Source organism: Acutalibacter sp. (assembly GCF_056800975.1).
In genome coordinates this window covers 1-1,548 of the sequence record NZ_JBQISV010000180.1, presented here as the reverse complement: position 1 = coordinate 1,548, position 1,548 = coordinate 1, and the positions used below count along the sequence as shown (strand labels likewise).

The following is a 1,548-nucleotide window of genomic DNA, read 5'->3' as shown; positions in this document are numbered from 1 at the left end:
CTAAGCCGCTTCCCGGAGAGCGAAGTCCAAGCGCGCCTGCGCCTGCGCCTGGAGCAGGAGCAGATGCTGAAAAAAATTAAGGCGGCAAACCAGGGGAGCGCAGCGAAAGCATCAAGGTTTTACTCTGTCGGTTCACCAACCGGAAGCAGCTCCCGCCTAGGCCGCGCCTAGCGGGCTAGCGCCCGCCCGCACACCCTCCTCGCCGCTCCGCGGCTAACGGTTGTGCCGGGACCTAAGTTGTGCCTGGAGTCGCAGGCTGTAAAAGGCGGAAGGTGGTAACGCCCCTTTCCAGGTTGCGTGGGGCGATTTTGCGCTTTGGACCAAACGCCGTTAAGACTCCAGGCAGGACCCACGATAACCACTGCGTAGCAGAGGGTGTAAAGTTTAGGGCCGCCCTTTTCAAAGGGCGGTAGATTCCAAAGGCAACGCCTTTGGTCGCCCGTCGCAACGGGCGAAACACCTTTCGCATCTTTCCGGAGGGAGCATTTTTCTTTGCTTACTTTCTTTTTGCGATAGAAAAAGAAAGTAAGAGGCTGTCGCCCTGCAATCGAGTACCCCGCAAATACACCCCGGTGGGGTGTTTTGCGCGGACGGCGCCAGTCTCGGCGGGTCCCGTAGGGAATCCCGCCGATCCTCTAAAGGCCGCCGCCAGGCGGCCCTTCGGACGCGGTGCTCCCCTGCGGTGGTAAATATCCGCAATTGGACCACTCCCCTAGGCTGCGGGGGGCGATTTTTTGCTTTACTTCCAACGCTGTTTCCAGGGAGAAATCATGGTAATTGCAAGGTAAGGCCAAAGGCCGAGCAGGGTCTAAAGCTTCGGGCCGCCCTTTTCATAGGGCGGCCCGAAACTTTTCTTGCCTTGATTGTTTGCTTCCTGTTGTGTTTGGCCTTAGTTGCCGCAGGCGGCCCGGAACTCGGTCCAAACCTTGTTATGGGCCTCCTCCGCCGCCGCAGAGACGGTCTGGATCATCTCCCCGCCGGTGACGCTTTCCGGCAGGGTCAGGAAGCTCCGGTACGCCTCGTTGATGTGGCTCTCCGCCGCCTTGTTGGTGCAGTAGTACCCCATATACTCAAAGCACTGCGCCGAAACCTCCGGCCGGAGCACGTAGTCGATAAACTTGTAGGCCGCCTCCGGATTTGGGGCCTTGCTGGGAATAAAGGTCCCCATAATGCCAAAGCCTACCCCCTCGGTGGGGTATACCACCTTGAGATCTGGGTTCTGAAGCATGGCCAGGGTCACCTGGGAGGTGTACATCACCGCAGCCCCCACCTCCCCGCTGAGCAGGTCGTCCTGGAGGTTGTCGTTTTTGATAAGCCGGATGTTGGGCGCCAGCTCCAGCAGCTTCTTCCCGGCGTCCTGGATGAGCAGGATGTTTTCGGTGTTGTAGCTGGCGTTCATGATCTTCAGCGCCATCCCGTTGACCACCCGGTAGTTGCCAATAACCGCGATGTTGTCCCGAAGGGACTCGTCCCAAAGGTCGGCGTAGCCGGTGATCTCCTTCTCCACGGCGGCAGGATTGTAAACGATGGTCTGCACCCCCGAACCGT

General features: G+C 59.2%; 1 protein-coding gene. It reads right to left on the bottom strand.

Annotation, left to right across the window (positions count from 1 at the left end; all coding sequences use genetic code 11):
* Positions 1–889: 889 nt before the first annotated feature.
* A partial coding sequence (locus ACTO5E_RS11000) for an extracellular solute-binding protein (RefSeq protein WP_482303614.1) occupies positions 890–1,548 on the bottom strand: 659 nt, incomplete at its 5' end.